We start from the raw sequence: 16,217 nt of genomic DNA on the forward strand, positions 1-16,217 counted from the left end.
GAAGACGGTAAAAAGCATGAATCTTCACGAGTATCAGGGTAAGCAGCTGTTCGCTGAATACGGCCTGCCAGTTTCCACTGGTTACGCAGTAGACACCCCGGAAGCAGCAGCAGAAGCTTGCGACAAAATCGGCGGCAGCGAGTGGGTTGTCAAAGCTCAGGTCCACGCCGGTGGTCGCGGTAAAGCGGGCGGCGTTAAGCTGGTTCGCAGCAAAGAAGACGCCAAAGCCTTCGCACAGCAGTGGCTGGGCAAGCGTCTGGTGACTTACCAGACTGACGCCAACGGCCAGCCAGTCACCAAGATCCTGGTTGAATCGTGCACTGATATCGCTAAAGAGCTGTACCTGGGCGCTGTCGTTGACCGTTCGAGCCGTCGCATCGTGTTCATGGCTTCCACCGAAGGTGGCGTGGACATCGAGAAAATCGCTCACGACACTCCAGAAAAAATTCTGAAAGCCACTATCGATCCACTGGTTGGCGCTCAGCCATCCCAGGGTCGCGAGCTGGCATTCCAGCTGGGTCTGGAAGGCAAGCAGGTTACTCAGTTCGCCAAGATCTTCGTTGGTCTGGCCAAGCTGTTCAAAGACCACGACCTGGCTCTGCTGGAAGTGAACCCGCTGGTGATCAAGGCTGACGGCGATCTGCATTGCCTCGACGCCAAAATCAACATCGACGCCAACGCCATGTACCGTCAGCCTAAGCTGAAGGCTTTCCACGATCCGTCGCAGGACGATCCGCGCGAAGCGCACGCTGCCAAGTTCGAACTGAACTACGTAGCACTGGAAGGCAACATCGGCTGCATGGTCAACGGTGCTGGCCTGGCCATGGGTACCATGGACATCGTCAACCTGCATGGCGGCAAGCCAGCCAACTTCCTCGACGTAGGTGGTGGCGCTACCAAAGAACGCGTAACTGAAGCGTTCAAGATCATTCTGTCCGACACCAATGTCGCTGCAGTACTGGTCAACATCTTCGGCGGCATCGTTCGTTGCGACATGATTGCCGAAGGCATCATCGGCGCTGTGAAAGAAGTCGGCGTGAAAATCCCGGTTGTTGTTCGCCTTGAAGGCAACAACGCTGAGCTGGGCGCTAAAGTATTGGCAGAAAGCGGTTTGAACATCATCGCTGCTACCAGCCTGACCGACGCTGCTCAACAAGTTGTCAAAGCTGCGGAGGGCAAATAATGAGCGTCCTGATCAATAAAGACACCAAAGTTATCTGCCAGGGTATTACCGGTTCGCAAGGTAGTTTCCACACCCAGCAAGCCATCGAATACGGCACCAAGATGGTTGGCGGCGTAACTCCGGGCAAGGGCGGCACCGAGCACCTGGGTCTGCCAGTGTTCAACACCGTTAAAGACGCAGTAGCGGCCACTGGCGCTACCGCCAGCGTGATCTACGTTCCGGCTCCGTTCTGCAAGGACTCGATCCTGGAAGCGGCGTTCGGCGGCATCAAGCTGATCGTCTGCATCACCGAAGGCATTCCTACCCTGGACATGCTGGACGCCAAAGTTAAGTGCGACGAGCTGGGCGTAGTCCTGATCGGCCCTAACTGCCCAGGCGTGATCACCCCAGGCGAATGCAAGATCGGCATCATGCCAGGTCACATTCACTTGCCAGGCAAGGTCGGTATCGTTTCGCGTTCCGGCACCCTGACCTACGAAGCTGTGAAGCAGACCACTGACGCCGGTTTCGGTCAGTCGACTTGCGTCGGCATCGGCGGTGACCCGATCCCGGGTTCGAACTTCATCGACATCCTGAAGCTGTTCCAGGAAGACCCGAAGACCGAAGCGATCGTGATGATCGGCGAGATCGGCGGTTCGGCTGAAGAAGAAGCGGCTGCCTACATCAAGGCACACGTGACCAAGCCGGTTGTTTCCTACATCGCTGGTGTGACTGCTCCTCCGGGCAAGCGCATGGGCCATGCTGGCGCGATCATCTCTGGCGGCAAAGGCACTGCAGACGAGAAATTCGCTGCACTGCAGGACGCAGGCGTTAAAACCGTGCGTTCGCTGGCAGACATCGGCAAGGCCTTGGCCGAGCTGACTGGCTGGGCTGTCAAGTAAGCCTCGCGCTTAGCTGACGCTCCGCCAAACAAAGGCCACCTTCGGGTGGCCTTTGTCGTTTCTGCAATTCGGAAGATCAAAAGATCGTCCGATCGCGGCCCGAGCCTTCGGCAGCTCCTACAGGAGGAATGCATTGCAAAGGTAGGAGCTGCCGAAGGCTGCGATCTTTTGATCTTTGCCGTAGCAACGAAAAATAAATACGTAAACGCGACACAGAAATGTCGCGTATCGGATAGTTCGCCCTCCAACAGTGCGTTTGTCAGCCAAATTCGTTAGGCTGGCAGCCATTTTTGCGTCCGCCGCCCACAAGGCAGCCACGCGCTTTAAGGGTCAGTCCCATACGGATCGACAGCATTTCCCTAATCCAACAGGGCAATTCCCCTCTAAATTCCGATTCAGTAGTGTGGTATTACCTTAATGAAAGTTTTGAAAGGTCAGGACATCCTGGCGCTTGGCTTCATGACATTTGCCCTGTTTGTCGGGGCTGGCAACATCATTTTTCCCCCTATCGTTGGCTTGCAGGCCGGACCTCACGTCTGGATGGCGGCGCTGGGCTTTCTGATCACTGCAGTAGGTCTGCCTGTGATCACCGTCGTCGCGCTGGCCAAGGTCGGTGGAGCGATGGACGCACTCAGTAGCCCGATCGGTAAAGTGGCCGGGGGCATTCTGGCTGCAGCATGCTACCTGGCAGTCGGTCCGTTGTTTGCGACTCCACGCACCGCGACCGTTTCTTTCGAAGTCGGCCTCGCGCCGCTGACCGGCGAGAGCCCGCTTGCGCTGTTTCTCTACAGCTCGGTGTACTTCCTGCTGGTGTTCTTCATCTCGCTCTACCCTGGGCGTTTGCTGGACACCGTGGGCCGCTTTCTCGCGCCGCTGAAAATCATTGCCCTGGCGGTACTGGGCATCGCCGCGTTCGCACTGCCGGCCGGTGACATCGGCCATGGCACACCGGAATATGTCGCGGCACCGTTCTCGCAGGGGTTCATCAATGGTTACTTGACCATGGATACCTTGGGCGCGCTGGTGTTCGGCATCGTCATCGTCAACGCGATTCGTTCGCGCGGTGTCGATTCGCCCAAGCTGATCACCCGTTACGCAATCATTGCCGGCCTGATTGCCGGCGTTGGTCTGGCGCTGGTCTACGTCAGCCTGTTCCGACTCGGTTCCGGCAGTCATGAAGTCGCGGTCGGTGCAACCAACGGTGCGGCGGTTCTGCACGCTTACGTTCAGCACACTTTCGGTTCGCTGGGGAGCGGCTTCCTTGCCGTGCTGATTTCGCTGGCGTGTCTGGTGACAGCGGTGGGTCTGACCTGTGCCTGCGCCGAATACTTCAGCCGCGTATTGCCGCTGTCGTACAAGACGCTGGTGATTATCCTCGCGGCGTTCTCGCTGTTGGTTTCCAACCTGGGCCTGACCAAGCTGATCGCTTTCTCGATCCCGGTACTCACTGCGATCTACCCGCCGTGCATCGTTCTGGTCGCGCTGAGCTTCTGCAAAGACTTCTGGCATGAACACGGGCGCATCCTTGGCCCGGTGATGCTGGTGTCTTTTGTCTTCGGTACGATCGATGCCCTGAAGGGCGCGGGTCTGGCCGACTGGATGCCGAGCGAGCTGTCGCATCTGCCGCTGAGCGAGCAAGGCTTGGCCTGGCTGGTGCCATGCGTGATGACGCTGGTTGTTGCGGTCGTTTGCGACCGCCTGCTGGGCAAGCGCAGCCAAGCCATGGCCTGACGTGGTGTGAGCCGCCACAAGCGGGTCAAGCACGGTTAAACAGAAATGCCCCGTATCAATCGGTACGGGGCATTTTTTATGCGCGAGGCAGTGTCTTTTTTGCTGAGCTAACGTCGAAGGGTTGCTTAGCTTTTATGTAGGAGTGAGCCTGCTCGCGATAGCGGTCTGGCAGTCACCATTGTATTGACTGACAAAACGCTATCGCGAGCAGGCTCGCTCCCACAGGTCGTTCGTACCGTGTTCACATCTCACAGGGATTTGCATGTCGTTCATCCAAGCCAATCTGATCCACCTGCTCGCCGCGTGCTGGTTCGTCATCTGCTGGGGCGGTTACACCCGTTATGCCACCTGGAAGGGCCGCGATACTGCGTGCCTGGCTAGCGTGCTGCACCTGTACCGCGAAGACTGGATGCGACGCATGTTGCTGCGTGACAACCGCATTGCCGATGCCAGTGTGATCGGTAACCTGGAGCGCAACGCTTCATTCTTTGCGTCCAGTACGCTGATCATTCTTGCCGGTATTCTCACGGTGCTTGGCGCGTCCGAGCGGGCGGTGTCGTTATTGGCGGACATCCCGATGGTGCAGCAGGCGTCACAGGGAATGTCGGAGATCAAACTGCTGTGTCTGGCCATGGTCTTCGTCTACGCCTTCTTCACTTTCAGCTGGTGCATGCGTCAGTACAACTTTGCAGCGGTGCTGGTTGGTTCGGCGCCGATGATCGGCGAACGACATGTCTCCGAACAGGAGCGCAAGGCGTTCGCTGCGCGGGCCGCGCGGGTGATTTCGATGGCGGCCAACCAGTTCAACTTCGGTCTGCGCTCTTATTACTTCGGCATGACCATGCTGGCGTGGTTCGTCAGCCCATGGTTGTTCATGTTATTGAGCGCCGGAGTGGTTCTGGTGTTGTACCGGCGCGAATTTCATTCCGACGTTCTTGACGTAATGGTGTATACCCCTACAGAAGCGCCCATCCCCGAGGCGAACAAAGAGGCTGTTTGATGAGTATTCCGTTCTGGTGTGTATTTATCAGTGCGCTGTTGATCTACATCGCGCGCATGCCGGTGGGCAAAGCCATGAAAGAGCAGGGCGGTTACAACAACCACCTGCCACGCGAACAGCAGGCACAGTTGACCGGTTACGGCGCCAGAGCATTAGCTGCGCACCAGAATAGTATCGAGGCATTCATTCTATTCGCGGTGGGCGTGCTGATGGCGCATACCACACAAACCGCGGGTTGGTTGATCGATGCACTGGCGATCATCTTTGTGATCGCGCGGATCCTCTACGTGTGGCTTTATCTGGCTGATGTGCCCGCACTGCGAAGTCTGGTATGGCTGGTTGGCTTAGTTTGTTCGCTGTTGCTGATGATTAGTCCAACGTTCAGAACTGTGTTGCTCTAAGCCCGGTAAATTCCAGGCAAAAGAAAACCCGCACATGGCGGGTTTTCTTTTTATACCAAAGAGCTTATTGCTTCTTGGCAGCTTCGTCTTGCGCAGCAGCGTTCGATTCAGCCTGAGCTTTGGCAGCTTCAGCGTTTTCTTTTGCTGCGTCGTTCACTTTATCCTGAGCTTTGTTCATGTCTTGCTGAGCTTGCTCAGCATGTTGGTTGGCATCTTGAGCTTTGTCCTCGGATTTTTTATCGCAGGCAGCGAGACCGAGGGAAGCGGTCAACATCAAGGCAATAGCTAAAGTCTTACGCATGGGGTGTTTCTCCTTATGGAAAATAACTACTGGCCTTAAGAACTCGGCGCCGCGGGTTAAGTTCCTCATTTGTTTCAGATATATAAGTTTGTTTTATCACGGAACTTTTGCCGCTTTTCCCACTACTGGCACAACGCCTTAATGCGAGTAATTATCGAATGGCTGAAAACCCCGTTTTTGAGCGCGCGACGCGCTTTCTGTCGGCACTACGCCACTGTCAGGTGCTGAACCTGCAACTACACAGCGCGTCCGGCGAAGGGCTGACGGTGATCCTGCCTTATAGCGAAAAAATCGTCGGCAATCCCGAAACCGGGGTGATTCATGGCGGCGCAATTACCTCGTTGATGGATACCGCCTGCGGCATGTCCACACTGTGTGTATTACCCGAATTCGAAGTCTGCCCGACCCTGGATCTCCGCATCGACTACATGCACGCCGCCGAACCCCATAAAGATGTCTATGGCTTTGCCCAGTGCTATCGGGTGACCACCGATGTGATCTTCGCCCGTGGCTTCGCCTATCAGGACGACCCAGACCAACCCATCGCCCACGTCGTCGGCACGTTCATGCGCATGGGCAAAGGACTCAAAGGCGCGAAAGGCTTCGCCGGCGCGATCAAGGGAGCTCAGCCATGAGCAGCGATCTCAAGGATCGCCTGCAGCAGGCGCATGCCGAAGGCGATTACGCGCCACTGTTGCAACTGATCCCTTATGCAGGGCTGATCGGCATTGAATGCGCGCGGGTCGGCGACGAATTGCTGTTCAAGTTGCCAGCGAACAAGGACAACATTGGTAACCCTTTGTTGCCGGCGATCCACGGCGGGGTGATTGCCGGCTTCATGGAGCTTGCGGCGGCCCTGCATTTGCTGATTTTCACCGAGACGCCGGGCGTGCCGAAAATCATCGACTTCTCCCTCGATTACCTGCGCGCCGGGCAATTTCGCGACACCTGGGCCAAATGTCAGGTGTGCCGCCAGGGCCGGCGCGTCGCCAACGTGGCCATCACTGCTTGGCAAAGCACCGAGGGCGAACCGATTGCCACCGCTCGCGCACATTTCAAAATCGATGAGCCCTTGAAATCCTGAACAGCGCCCCAAACTCAGATGACAACCCGCCGCCGACCATTCGGGTCGCGGCCAATGCCATCTGATTGGAGTTTGATGACCATGAGTGTGGAAACTCAAAAGGAAACCCTGGGCTTCCAGACCGAGGTAAAGCAGCTGCTGCACCTCATGATCCATTCGCTGTATTCCAACAAGGAAATTTTCCTTCGCGAATTGATCTCGAACGCCTCTGACGCTGTCGACAAGCTGCGCTTCGAAGCCCTGGCCAAGCCAGAGTTGCTCGAAGGTGGCGCTGATCTGAAAATCCGTGTGAGCTTCGACAAGGACGCCAAGACCGTCACCCTCGAAGACAACGGTATCGGCATGAACCGTGACGATGTGATCACCCATCTGGGGACCATCGCCAAATCGGGCACCGCCGACTTCATGAAGAACCTTTCCGGCGATCAGAAGAAAGATTCGCACCTGATCGGCCAGTTCGGTGTGGGCTTCTATTCCGCCTTCATCGTTGCCGACCAGGTTGACGTTTACTCCCGTCGCGCGGGCACTCCAGCGAGCGAAGGCGTGCACTGGTCGTCGAAAGGCGAGGGCGAGTTCGAAGTCGCCACCATCGAAAAAGCAGAGCGCGGCACACGCATCGTCTTGCACCTCAAAGCGGCGGAAGACGAGTTCGCTGATGGCTGGCGTCTGCGCAACATCATCAAGAAATACTCCGACCACATCGCTTTGCCGATCGAGCTGCCGAAAGAAGCTGCTGCCGCCGAAGGCGAAGAAGCTCCCGCCGTCGAATGGGAAACCGTCAACCGCGCCAGCGCACTGTGGACCCGTCCGCGTACTGAAGTGAAGGACGAGGAATACCAGGAATTTTACAAGCACATCGCTCACGACTTCGAAAATCCGCTGTCGTGGAGCCACAACAAGGTTGAAGGCAAGCTCGAGTACAGCTCGCTGTTGTACGTGCCGGCCCGTGCACCGTTCGATCTGTACCAGCGTGAAGCGCCCAAAGGCCTGAAGCTGTATGTCCAGCGCGTGTTCGTCATGGATCAGGCCGAGTCGTTCCTGCCGCTGTACCTGCGCTTCATCAAAGGTGTGGTCGATTCCAACGACCTGTCGCTGAACGTGTCGCGCGAAATCCTGCAGAAAGACCCGATCATCGATTCGATGAAAACCGCGCTGACCAAGCGCGTGCTGGACATGCTGGAAAAACTGGCAAAGAACGAGCCTGAGCAATACAAAGGCTTCTGGAAAAACTTCGGTCAGGTCATGAAAGAAGGCCCGGCAGAAGATTTCGCCAACAAAGAGAAAATTGCCGGTCTGCTGCGTTTCGCATCGACCCACGGCGACGACGGCGAGCAGGTTGTCGGTCTGGCTGACTACCTGGCCCGTGCCAAGGAAGGTCAGGACAAGATCTACTACCTCACCGGCGAAACCTACGCGCAGGTCAAGAACAGCCCGCACCTGGAAGTCTTCCGCAAGAAAGGCATCGAAGTGCTGCTGCTGACCGACCGCATCGACGAGTGGCTGATGAGCTACCTCAGCGAATTCGATGGCAAGACCTTTGTCGACGTTGCGCGAGGTGATCTGGATCTGGGCAATCTGGACTCGGAAGAGGACAAGAAAGCCGCAGAGGAGGTCGCCAAGTCCAAAGAGGGTCTGGTCGAGCGCCTGAAAACCGCGCTGGGCGATTCCGTCGCCGAAGTTCGCGTGTCGCATCGTCTGACCGATTCGCCGGCCATCCTGGCCATTGGCGAACAGGACCTGGGCCTGCAAATGCGCCAGATCCTCGAAGCCAGTGGGCAGAAGGTGCCGGATTCGAAGCCGATCTTCGAATTCAACCCAAGCCACCCGCTCATCGAAAAACTCGATGGCGAGCAAAGCGAAGAGCGTTTTGGCGACCTGTCGCACATCCTCTTCGATCAGGCCGCGCTGGCGGCTGGCGACAGCTTGAACGATCCGGCGGCTTACGTGCGCCGTCTGAACAAGCTGCTGGTTGAACTGTCGGTTTAATCAAGTTGTAGAAAAACCCGCTTCGGCGGGTTTTTTCATTCTGGTGTTTAAACGAATCAGGAGTGAGAAATGAGCCAAGTCACTGTACGTTCCGTGGTCTATCAGATTGACGGCCAGCCTTATGAAGGCCGTCTGGCGTTCGACGCTGAGCACAGAGGCGCGCGTCCGGGCTTGCTGATGGCGCCGAACTGGATGGGTGTTGGTGCTGGCGCTGAAGAGATCGCCAAATCAGTCGCGGCCGAGGGTTACGTGGTGTTGATCGCCGACGTTTACGGTCAGGCCGTGCGTCCGCAGAACAACGATCAGGCGCTGGCTGCGATGACGCCGCTCAAGGACGACCGCGCGCTGCTGCGCAAACGTCTGCAAGTGGCCTTCGAACATCTGCAGACTCAGGGCGAGGCGGCGGTGGATACCTCGAAACTGGCGGTGTTCGGTTTCTGCTTCGGCGGTTGCTGTGCACTGGATCTCGCGCGGACCGGCGCGCCAGTAAAAGCGGTGGTGTCATTCCACGGCACGCTGGATTCGCCAAACCCGGCGGACGCGAAAAACATCAAGGGCTCGGTGCTGGTGCTGCACGGCGCTTCCGATCCGTTGGTGCCGAAAGAGCAGTTGCCTGCGTTTGAAGACGAAATGAACGCAGCGCATGTGGACTGGCAGCTGTTGAGTTACGGCGGCGCCGTGCACTCGTTTACCGATCCGCATGCAAATGTGCCGGGCAAGATGATGTACGACGAGAAGACGGCCAAGCGCGCGTTCAAGTCGATGCATGATCTGCTGGATGAAGTGTTCAACGGTTAAAAGCGAAAAACCCCTCACCCTAGCCCTCTCCCGGAGGGAGAGGGGACTGATTGGGGGTTGCTCGGGAGTGGCGTCGACCTGAACGTGAATAGGTGAATCCATAATCGCCGAGGCTTTTCAGGTCGATGTATAACGCAAGACACCTCGGTCGGCTCCCTCTCCCTCTGGGAGAGGGCTGGGGTGAGGGTAAGCGGCCTAGCGCGGTAGTTCGATCCGCTCGACTTCCCCCGGCACCGTCGGCCAATCCCCGGCTGCCCATTTACGCCGTGCCTCATCGATGGCCGCCGGATCACTGGCAACAAAATTCCAGTTGATTCGGCGCGGCCCGTCCAGCGGCGCGCCGCCGAACACCACTGCGTGTACGTCGCTTTCGGCAAACAGACTCAGCTCCTCGCCCGCTGGCAATACCACCAGCTCATGCGGCTCGATCAACTCGCCATCCAGCTGCGCATCGCCACTCAAGACATAAATCGCGCGCTCTTCGTGTTCGATCGGGATTAGCAGCGTGGTCGCGGTTTGCATGTTTACCTCCGCATACAGCGTAGGAGAAAGCACCGGCACCGGCGATTCCAGGCAAAAGCCTGACCCGGCGATCATCCGGATCTGCACGCCAAGGTTATCGCTGACTGGCAACGTCGTGGCCGGGTGGTGGCTGTAATGTCCCGGGCCTTGCTCGTGCGCCTTGGGCGAGGCCAGCCAGACTTGCAAGCCGTGCAGGGTAAAAGTTTCGGCGAGCAGCGGCGCAGGAGTGCGCTCGACATGGGCGATGGCGCTGCCGGCGGTCATCCAGCTGACATCGCCAGCGCTGACCACTTGATCCGAACCAAGGCTGTCTTTGTGTTGCAACTGCCCTTGGAACAGATAAGTGAGGGTCGACAGACCGATGTGCGGATGCTGTCGGATGTCCATGCCTTTGCCTGTCGGATAAACCGTCTCAAGCATGTGATCGAAAAATACGAAAGGCCCGACATTGCGGCATTTGGCTGACGGCAGTGGGCGCAAAATCGGCTGCCCTTCGACGTCTTCGGCGCGTGGGCGAATGATCAGGGGTGGCGTGTCCATGGTGGATTCCAGGCTGAGCGGGTGATGCCAGAAGCATAACCCGCCGCTGGCGTGAGGAGGATTATTGGCTATCGAAGCCTTGCGGGGCGTGAGTTTCGATGGTGACTTCGCTGGTGGTCATCAGCTTGTGGATCGGGCAGCGGTGGGCGACACGCAGCAGTTCCTCGCGCTGGGCGTCGGTCAGCACGCCTTTGAGAGTCAGTGTCACATGCAGGGCGTATTTGCCTTTCTGCTCCTCGCTGTTGTCGCGCTTCACTTCGACCCCGACACCGGTCAGCGGAATGTCTTTCTTCTTCGCGTACATCTTGAGGGTCAGGGCCTTGCAGGCGCCGAGTGCGGCGTCGAAATAATCGTGCGGCTCGGGTGCGGTGCCTTCACCGCCGGCAGTCTTCGGCACGTCGGCGAATAACTCGTGATCATCGATCTGGACAGTGTGACGAAAACCTTCAGCGGAGACGGTATTGACGGTAACAGTCATGGAAACCTCACGGGCAGTAGGAAAAATCGTTCGATAAAACGGGATCTCGCAGTTATAGAACATTCCCACGCGGTACGCGTTCCGCTTTCCTGCGCGATGAACCCTTATCGTTGGGGCGCGGTCTAGGCTATGCCTATTTGCTGGAGATTACTTGTGTCCCTGTATCGTTTGAGTCTCGCCTGCCTGCTGGTGGTTGCCGGTAGCGCCAGCGCCCGTGAATACACCTACAGCGATGCGCACCTGCACTACGTGGATTTTTTCCAGGAAACAGCCGGCATGCAGAAATTGCTGACGGCCATGCAAGAAAATTCCATCGAGCACGTGATGATTTCCGGCATTCCCGTGGCGAAGAAGTGGCACGAAGACGAACCCAAGCGTCCGCGCTACTACGCGGGGGACGACGCCGATGCCTATTGGTACAGCGCCACGGATGTGATCGTTGCCGATGCGGTGCAGAAACTATCGCCCGAACAGCGTCAGTACTTTCATCCTTTTCTGTCGGGCTTCAATCCCAACGACAAGAATTCCGCTGCGCACATCCAGCGCATGCTCGACCTGTACCCCGGCCTCTGGCAGGGCATCGGCGAAGTATTCACCCGGCATGACGACCTCACGGCGTTGACGTCCGGCGACACGCCACGCGCCAACAACGAGGCAATGACCAGAATTTATCACCTTGCCGCGGAAAACGATTTGCCAGTGATGCTGCACTCCAACATCACCTCCAAGCGTGAGAAAAATCCGCTGTACCTGAAGGAAGTCGAGGAGCCGCTGCGCAATCATCCGCATACCCGTTTCATCTGGGCACACGCTGGCACCAGTGCGGAAATCCATCGGCATCAGACGCAGTTGCCGTTTCTCTTGCCAACTTTGACGCGCCTGCTTGAAGCCTATCCCAACCTGTTCATCGATCTGTCCTGGAGCATGCTCACGCCGTATCTGCTGGACGAGCAGGGCCAGCCTCGACCGGAGTGGCTGGCGCTGGTGGAAAAGTATCCGGAGCGCTTCATGCTCGGCTCAGACGTCGTAGGACGGTTCAACAAGCTCGGTCAGGAAATGCACAGCTATAAACCGTTTCTCGACGCGCTGCCGGAAGCAGTAGCGCGAAAAGTCGCACGGGACAACTTCCTGGCGATATTGCCGCGTGCAGCGGCAACAACCGGGTCCTCGCGATGATCGTTCGCTGTGAGCTGACGATGGTCGCCAATATCCCGATGCGACCAAATCCCCTGTAGGAGCTGACGAGTGCAACGAGGCTGCGATCTTTTGATCTTGATTCGATGCAAGCATGAAAAGATCGCAGCCTCGTTGCACTCGTCAGCTCCTACAGGGGTGGCAGTGTGGCGGGAATTGCAGGCAAAAAAATACAGGGGGGGCGGTGTGGCGGGAATTGCAGGCAAAAAAAAGCCCCGCATTTAACGGGGCTCTTTGTTGTGGTGGCGGATCAGCTGCCTTTGACAGCTTTGCCGTTGACGGTGCCGTCCTGGAGCATGATGTTGTATTCCTTGCCGTCGGTCTCAACCTGTTGCAGGCGGACCAGCAAGTAATCCCAGTCCTTGGCGAACCACAACACGGTGATGCGCTTGCTTTGAGTCGGGTCGCGGACGCGCTCGACCTTGATCGCATCGATCTGGCCAGCCTTGGTCTCGACTTTCTCGGAACCCAGCACGCGGAAATCGTACGTATCGACTTCGCCGTCATCGACCACTTGATAGCTCATGGTCTTCTTGCCGGCAGCAACGTCATGCTGCAACGCCAATTGATAGGTGGACTTGTCGACCATGCCACGGTTCAGCGGGATTTTCACCGCGTCGCCACGGTCGGTACCCGTGACCATTTTGCTGTTCCAGTCGAAGTCCAGATCAGCCTTTTTCGCTTTGCCCAGGCCACCACGTTCGAAGTGGTAGGACTGCGGCAGCAGCGTGTCCTTGTCGACGGTCAGGGTGCTTTCTTCATTCAGGCTGGCGATCATCATCGAGGCCTTGAAGCTGAGCTTCCAGACGCCGTTGGCTTCCTTGGTCAGGCTGCGCTCGGCGGTGCCGCTCATGGGTAGCTGTTTCCAGTCGGCGGTGTAGCTGGCGGAGAACGGTTGAAGGTCCGCTGCCTGCGCGAAGGGCAGGGCAAGCAGAGCGCAAGCGAAGAGCAGGGCGCGACGCATAATATCTCCTAGATTCGAATCAAGTGGCCGCTGGCCGCGAGTAACTGGCCGTCCAGTGAAGCACCGTGTTCACCGAGTGCGAGTCTGCCTTCGGCAAACCAGCGTACGGCCATCGGGTAGATCCGGTGTTCCTGAACATGGATTCGCTGCGCCAGACTCTGCGGCGTGTCATGCAACTCTACCGGTAATACTGCCTGTACGACCAGCGGTCCGCCATCGAGTTCCTCGGTGACGAAGTGCACAGAGCAGCCATGTTCCGTGTCGCCGGCCTCCAGCGCGCGCTGATGAGTGTGTAACCCTTTGTATTTTGGCAGCAGCGACGGGTGGATGTTGAGCAGGCGGCCCTGATAGTGGCGCACGAAATCAGCGCTGAGGATGCGCATGAAACCGGCCATTACCACGAGTTTGGGATTGAATTCGTCGATCAGTTCGATCAGTGCAGCATCGAAGGCCTCGCGACCTTCGAATGCCTTGTGATCCAGCGAGCGGGTGGCGATACCCGCAGCACTGGCGCGTTGCAGGCCGTAGGCGTCGGCGCGGTTGGAAATCACCGCAGCGATGCGGACCGGGCTGTCGCCGGTCCGCGTGCTGTCGATCAGAGCCTGCAAGTTACTGCCGGTGCCGGACAACAGCACCACGACATCACAGGTTGCGGTCATTAATGAGCCTTAAGGTTCTGCAGATCAACCTGAGCGGCACCTTCGGCGGCGGCAGCGATCTGGCCGATTACCCACGGCTGCTCGCCGGCGTCACGCAGCGTACTCAGCGCTACTTCGACGTGCTCCTGAGCGACGCAGATGACCATGCCGACGCCGCAGTTCAGCACGCGGTGCATCTCGGTTTCGTCAACGTTGCCTTTCTCTTGCAGCCAGTCGAACACGGCCGGGCGGGTCCAGCTGGCCACGTCAACCACAGCTTGAGCGCCTTTTGGCAGAACGCGCGGGATGTTGTCGAGCAGGCCGCCACCGGTGATGTGGGCCATGGCTTTGACGGCGCCGGTGTCTTTGATCAGCTTGAGCAGCGGCTTCACGTAGATACGGGTCGGAGCCATCAGCAGGTCGGTCAGTGGTTTGCCGTCGAGCTGGATGTTTTCGATGTCAGCACCCGACACTTCGATGATTTTGCGGATCAGCGAGTAGCCGTTGGAGTGCGGGCCCGACGATGGCAGAGCGATCAGCGCGTCACCGGTGGCGACTTTCGACCCGTCGATGATTTCCGCTTTTTCCACCACGCCGACGCAGAAACCGGCCAGGTCGTAGTCTTCGCCTTCGTACATGCCTGGCATTTCAGCGGTTTCGCCGCCGACCAGCGAGCAACCCGACAATTCGCAGCCAGCGCCAATGCCGGTAACCACTTGGGCGGCGGTGTCGACGTTGAGTTTGCCAGTGGCATAGTAATCGAGGAAGAACAGTGGCTCGGCGCCGCACACCACCAGGTCATTCACGCACATGGCGACCAGATCGATGCCGATGCTGTCGTGCTTGTTCAGGTTCAATGCCAGACGCAGCTTGGTGCCAACGCCGTCGGTGCCGGACACCAGCACTGGCTGCTTGTAGCCGGCCGGGATTTCGCAGAGGGCGCCGAAACCGCCCAGGCCGCCCATGACTTCCGGGCGCGCGGTGCGCTTGGCGACGCTCTTGATGCGTTCGACCAATGCTTCACCGGCGTCGATGTCTACACCGGCGTCCTTGTAGCTCAGGGAGGGTTGCTTGCTCATGATCCAGGCCTTTAGGGGAGGGGATTCAGGGGTAACGACCGAGTTCAGCGGGAACTTCGAAATCGACGGGGCGATGGCCTCACGCGAGTTTCGGGGTGCCCGGCTGTTGCCGGTCTGCGAAGGCGCGCGATTTTATCAGGCTTGAGGGGCAGCGGCCATCCTCGCACCGACGGGCAGGGCCATTATCTCCGGAAATTTTTTGCAATCGCAGGGTACGAGTGCCTGTATAAGGTCTGGCTATTAACCGTCTATCGTTATCAGTGTGCAAAAACTTATCGCCGCCGTGTGAATGTTTTGCAACGGCAAAGGGTCACAGCGTTGCTCAACCGGTTCACGCGGCCTGTTCCAGCCGCTCCTGTCGACGGGAATTCTCCATGCGTCTGTGCAAATTATTGTTTGTGGGCTGTTTATCGCTGATCAGCCTGGCGAGTCATGCCGAAAACCTCAAAGGTCTTTATCAGGTGCGTGAGCCGGTCAGCGGCCAGGCGCCGCAGGAACGTGATCGCGCCACGCAAGCGGCGCTTGATACGCTGGTGCTGCGCCTGACCGGAGATCCGAAGGCGCCACAAAGTCCGGGCCTGGCGGCCCTGCGCAAGGACCCGCAGCAGATCATCAGCCAGTTCGGTTTTGACGCCGGGCCGCCAGAGGTGCTGAAAATCGATTTCGACCCGGCCAGCACCGAGCAAGCGTTGCGTCGTGCCGGATTGTCGATGTGGGGCGCCAGTCGGCCGTCGATCCTGAGTTGGTGGCTCAACGATTCGGCTGAAGGTTCGAGCCTGGTCGGCGATGGTCAGGCTGCGGCGGCACCTTTGCGTACCGCGGCGCAACATCGTGGTTTGCCGTTGCGTTTGCCGCTGGCGGATCTCAGTGAACAGTTAGTCGCCACCGCGCCAGTTCTTGAAGGTGCAGATGCGGCACCGTTGCGCGCGGCGTCCGAGCGCTACAGTGCGGATGCTTTGCTCGCCGTGCACGCCCGCGAGGAAGGCGGGCAGTGGCAGGCCAAATGGCGTCTGTGGTTGGGTGAGCAAAAAGAGGCCGGCAGCGTGCAGGGTGCCGATCAGGCCGCCGTCGCTGACGCAGTGATGCTGGCTGTGGCTGAGCGTCTGGCGCCGCGTTTCGTCGCCAAACCTGGGGCTTCAGGTCAGCAGACGCTGGAAGTTCAGGGCATGAATCTTGAGCATTACGCGGCGCTGTTGCGGTTACTCGAACCGTTCGGTGTGCGTCTGCAAAGTGTGGATGGCGATCGCATTGTCTATCGGGTCAATGGCAGTGCCGATCAAATGCGCGCGCAATTGTCGCTGGCCAAATTGCAGGAGTTGCCCGCCGAAGCTGCGGCTCCGGTGGCAGCACCACAACCTGCGGAGGCCGGTGCGGCCCCGGTCGCGCCGCCGGCCCCGGTCCCGGCGGCACCGTCATTGCGGTTTCGCTGGTAAGTCT

17 protein-coding genes are annotated in these 16,217 nt (G+C 58.4%); 11 read left to right on the forward strand and 6 right to left on the reverse strand.

The window, feature by feature from the left end:
- Positions 1-16 precede the first annotated feature (16 nt).
- The 5 genes from sucC to EL257_RS08085 all read left to right on the forward strand — a co-directional run bounded on the left by sucC (position 17) and on the right by EL257_RS08085 (position 5,196).
- Positions 17-1,183 carry an ADP-forming succinate--CoA ligase subunit beta gene (sucC, locus tag EL257_RS08065; protein WP_126361385.1) on the forward strand — a complete coding sequence of 389 codons (1,167 nt, stop codon included), beginning with the start codon at positions 17-19 and terminating at the stop codon, positions 1,181-1,183.
- On the forward strand, positions 1,183-2,064 hold the full coding sequence (sucD, locus tag EL257_RS08070; RefSeq protein ID WP_007919877.1) for a succinate--CoA ligase subunit alpha: 882 nt from the start codon (positions 1,183-1,185) through the stop codon (positions 2,062-2,064). Before sucC ends, sucD begins: the two co-directional genes overlap by 1 nt.
- A gap of 417 nt (positions 2,065-2,481) precedes the next feature.
- Complete coding sequence (brnQ, locus tag EL257_RS08075) at positions 2,482-3,795, forward strand: branched-chain amino acid transport system II carrier protein (RefSeq protein WP_126361388.1); 1,314 nt, start codon at positions 2,482-2,484, stop codon at positions 3,793-3,795.
- A gap of 262 nt (positions 3,796-4,057) precedes the next feature.
- Positions 4,058-4,795, forward strand: a complete 738-nt coding sequence (locus EL257_RS08080; RefSeq protein ID WP_126361391.1) for a DUF599 domain-containing protein — start codon at positions 4,058-4,060, stop codon at positions 4,793-4,795.
- The gene (locus tag EL257_RS08085; RefSeq protein WP_126361394.1) at positions 4,795-5,196 is read left to right on the forward strand and encodes an MAPEG family protein; all 402 of its coding nucleotides are present in this window, start codon (positions 4,795-4,797) and stop codon (positions 5,194-5,196) included. Before EL257_RS08080 ends, EL257_RS08085 begins: the two co-directional genes overlap by 1 nt.
- A 64-nt stretch (positions 5,197-5,260) precedes the next feature.
- On the opposite strand, the gene EL257_RS08090 is transcribed toward EL257_RS08085, so the two are convergent.
- The gene (locus EL257_RS08090) at positions 5,261-5,497 is read right to left on the reverse strand and encodes a hypothetical protein (protein ID WP_008082962.1); all 237 of its coding nucleotides are present in this window, start codon (positions 5,495-5,497) and stop codon (positions 5,261-5,263) included.
- A gap of 158 nt (positions 5,498-5,655) precedes the next feature.
- Between EL257_RS08090 and EL257_RS08095 the strand changes: the two genes are divergently transcribed.
- The 4 genes from EL257_RS08095 (at position 5,656) to EL257_RS08110 (ending at position 9,365) form a co-directional block, all read left to right on the forward strand.
- On the forward strand, positions 5,656-6,132 hold the full coding sequence (locus tag EL257_RS08095; RefSeq protein ID WP_126361397.1) for a PaaI family thioesterase: 477 nt from the start codon (positions 5,656-5,658) through the stop codon (positions 6,130-6,132).
- A complete protein-coding gene (locus tag EL257_RS08100; RefSeq protein ID WP_126361400.1) occupies positions 6,129-6,581 on the forward strand; it encodes a PaaI family thioesterase in 453 nt (150 codons plus the stop codon). Before EL257_RS08095 ends, EL257_RS08100 begins: the two co-directional genes overlap by 4 nt.
- Before the next feature lie 81 nt (positions 6,582-6,662).
- Positions 6,663-8,567 carry a molecular chaperone HtpG gene (gene htpG, locus EL257_RS08105; RefSeq protein WP_126361402.1) on the forward strand — a complete coding sequence of 635 codons (1,905 nt, stop codon included), beginning with the start codon at positions 6,663-6,665 and terminating at the stop codon, positions 8,565-8,567.
- Positions 8,568-8,636: 69 nt separating this feature from the next.
- Positions 8,637-9,365 (forward strand): dienelactone hydrolase family protein, encoded by a 729-nt coding sequence (locus EL257_RS08110; RefSeq protein WP_126361405.1) that lies wholly within the window; start codon positions 8,637-8,639, stop codon positions 9,363-9,365.
- A gap of 195 nt (positions 9,366-9,560) precedes the next feature.
- On the opposite strand, the gene EL257_RS08115 is transcribed toward EL257_RS08110, so the two are convergent.
- Both EL257_RS08115 and EL257_RS08120 read right to left on the reverse strand, forming a co-directional pair.
- Positions 9,561-10,427 carry a pirin family protein gene (locus EL257_RS08115; protein ID WP_126361408.1) on the reverse strand — a complete coding sequence of 289 codons (867 nt, stop codon included), beginning with the start codon at positions 10,425-10,427 and terminating at the stop codon, positions 9,561-9,563.
- Positions 10,428-10,488: 61 nt separating this feature from the next.
- Complete coding sequence (locus EL257_RS08120) at positions 10,489-10,905, reverse strand: OsmC family protein (protein WP_126361411.1); 417 nt, start codon at positions 10,903-10,905, stop codon at positions 10,489-10,491.
- Positions 10,906-11,034: 129 nt separating this feature from the next.
- Between EL257_RS08120 and EL257_RS08125 the strand changes: the two genes are divergently transcribed.
- Entirely contained in the window at positions 11,035-12,081 is a 1,047-nt protein-coding gene (locus EL257_RS08125; protein ID WP_126361414.1) for an amidohydrolase family protein, read from the forward strand.
- 268 nt (positions 12,082-12,349) lie between these two features.
- On the opposite strand, the gene EL257_RS08130 is transcribed toward EL257_RS08125, so the two are convergent.
- The 3 genes from EL257_RS08130 to purM are packed head-to-tail and all read right to left on the reverse strand — an operon-like array spanning position 12,350 to position 14,780.
- On the reverse strand, positions 12,350-13,063 hold the full coding sequence (locus tag EL257_RS08130) for a DUF3108 domain-containing protein (protein WP_126361417.1): 714 nt from the start codon (positions 13,061-13,063) through the stop codon (positions 12,350-12,352).
- Between the two features lie 8 nt (positions 13,064-13,071).
- Entirely contained in the window at positions 13,072-13,722 is a 651-nt protein-coding gene (purN, locus tag EL257_RS08135) for a phosphoribosylglycinamide formyltransferase (protein WP_126361420.1), read from the reverse strand.
- The gene (purM, locus tag EL257_RS08140) at positions 13,722-14,780 is read right to left on the reverse strand and encodes a phosphoribosylformylglycinamidine cyclo-ligase (protein WP_126361423.1); all 1,059 of its coding nucleotides are present in this window, start codon (positions 14,778-14,780) and stop codon (positions 13,722-13,724) included. Before purM ends, purN begins: the two co-directional genes overlap by 1 nt.
- 374 nt (positions 14,781-15,154) lie before the next feature.
- Between purM and EL257_RS08145 the strand changes: the two genes are divergently transcribed.
- Positions 15,155-16,213 (forward strand): DUF2066 domain-containing protein, encoded by a 1,059-nt coding sequence (locus EL257_RS08145; protein ID WP_126361426.1) that lies wholly within the window; start codon positions 15,155-15,157, stop codon positions 16,211-16,213.
- Positions 16,214-16,217: the final 4 nt, after the last annotated feature.

This window comes from Pseudomonas fluorescens, assembly GCF_900636825.1.
Classification (GTDB): Bacteria; Pseudomonadota; Gammaproteobacteria; order Pseudomonadales; family Pseudomonadaceae; genus Aquipseudomonas; species Aquipseudomonas fluorescens_BG.

Coding starts and splice junctions, on each gene's coding strand:
- sucC (WP_126361385.1), top strand. CDS start 17: ATGAATCTTCACGAGTATCAGGGTAAGCAGCTGTTCGCTGAATACGGC.
- sucD (WP_007919877.1), top strand. CDS start 1,183: ATGAGCGTCCTGATCAATAAAGACACCAAAGTTATCTGCCAGGGTATT.
- brnQ (WP_126361388.1), top strand. CDS start 2,482: ATGAAAGTTTTGAAAGGTCAGGACATCCTGGCGCTTGGCTTCATGACA.
- EL257_RS08080 (WP_126361391.1), top strand. CDS start 4,058: ATGTCGTTCATCCAAGCCAATCTGATCCACCTGCTCGCCGCGTGCTGG.
- EL257_RS08085 (WP_126361394.1), top strand. CDS start 4,795: ATGAGTATTCCGTTCTGGTGTGTATTTATCAGTGCGCTGTTGATCTAC.
- EL257_RS08090 (WP_008082962.1), bottom strand. CDS start 5,497: ATGCGTAAGACTTTAGCTATTGCCTTGATGTTGACCGCTTCCCTCGGT.
- EL257_RS08095 (WP_126361397.1), top strand. CDS start 5,656: ATGGCTGAAAACCCCGTTTTTGAGCGCGCGACGCGCTTTCTGTCGGCA.
- EL257_RS08100 (WP_126361400.1), top strand. CDS start 6,129: ATGAGCAGCGATCTCAAGGATCGCCTGCAGCAGGCGCATGCCGAAGGC.
- htpG (WP_126361402.1), top strand. CDS start 6,663: ATGAGTGTGGAAACTCAAAAGGAAACCCTGGGCTTCCAGACCGAGGTA.
- EL257_RS08110 (WP_126361405.1), top strand. CDS start 8,637: ATGAGCCAAGTCACTGTACGTTCCGTGGTCTATCAGATTGACGGCCAG.
- EL257_RS08115 (WP_126361408.1), bottom strand. CDS start 10,427: ATGGACACGCCACCCCTGATCATTCGCCCACGCGCCGAAGACGTCGAA.
- EL257_RS08120 (WP_126361411.1), bottom strand. CDS start 10,905: ATGACTGTTACCGTCAATACCGTCTCCGCTGAAGGTTTTCGTCACACT.
- EL257_RS08125 (WP_126361414.1), top strand. CDS start 11,035: ATGCCTATTTGCTGGAGATTACTTGTGTCCCTGTATCGTTTGAGTCTC.
- EL257_RS08130 (WP_126361417.1), bottom strand. CDS start 13,063: ATGCGTCGCGCCCTGCTCTTCGCTTGCGCTCTGCTTGCCCTGCCCTTC.
- purN (WP_126361420.1), bottom strand. CDS start 13,722: ATGACCGCAACCTGTGATGTCGTGGTGCTGTTGTCCGGCACCGGCAGT.
- purM (WP_126361423.1), bottom strand. CDS start 14,780: ATGAGCAAGCAACCCTCCCTGAGCTACAAGGACGCCGGTGTAGACATC.
- EL257_RS08145 (WP_126361426.1), top strand. CDS start 15,155: ATGCGTCTGTGCAAATTATTGTTTGTGGGCTGTTTATCGCTGATCAGC.